This is a genomic window from Helicobacter pylori (genome assembly GCF_015904775.1).
In the GTDB taxonomy this organism is placed as follows: domain Bacteria; phylum Campylobacterota; class Campylobacteria; order Campylobacterales; family Helicobacteraceae; genus Helicobacter; species Helicobacter pylori_DM.
Genome location: NZ_JADZNC010000042.1, coordinates 1 through 346 on the forward strand (window position 1 = coordinate 1; position 346 = coordinate 346).

A 346-nucleotide genomic window follows, 5' to 3' on the forward strand; every position below is an offset into this window, starting at 1 on the left:
ACCAAATAAAAGTAGAACAAGAAAAACAAAAGACAAGCAATATAGAGACTAATAACCAAATAAAAGTAGAACAAGAACAACAAAAGACAAACAATACGCAAAAAGATTTGATTAAAGAACAGAAAGATTTGATTAAAGAACAGAAAGATTTGATTAAAGAACAGAAAGATTTGGTTAAAGAACAGAAAGATTTGGTTAAAGAACAGAAAGATTTGGTTAAAGAACAGAAAGATTTCATTAAATACGCAGAACAAAATTGCCAAGAAAAACATAATCAATTCTTTATTAAAAAAGTGGGAATTAAGGGTGGTATTGCTATAGAAGTAGAAGCTGAATGCAAAACCCC

At 28.3% G+C, this 346-nt stretch carries 1 protein-coding gene; it reads left to right on the forward strand.

The window, feature by feature from the left end:
- Nucleotides 1-346, forward strand: a 346-nt coding sequence (locus tag I6852_RS07910; protein ID WP_197292980.1) for a DUF874 family protein, incomplete at both ends; no start/stop codon positions are given.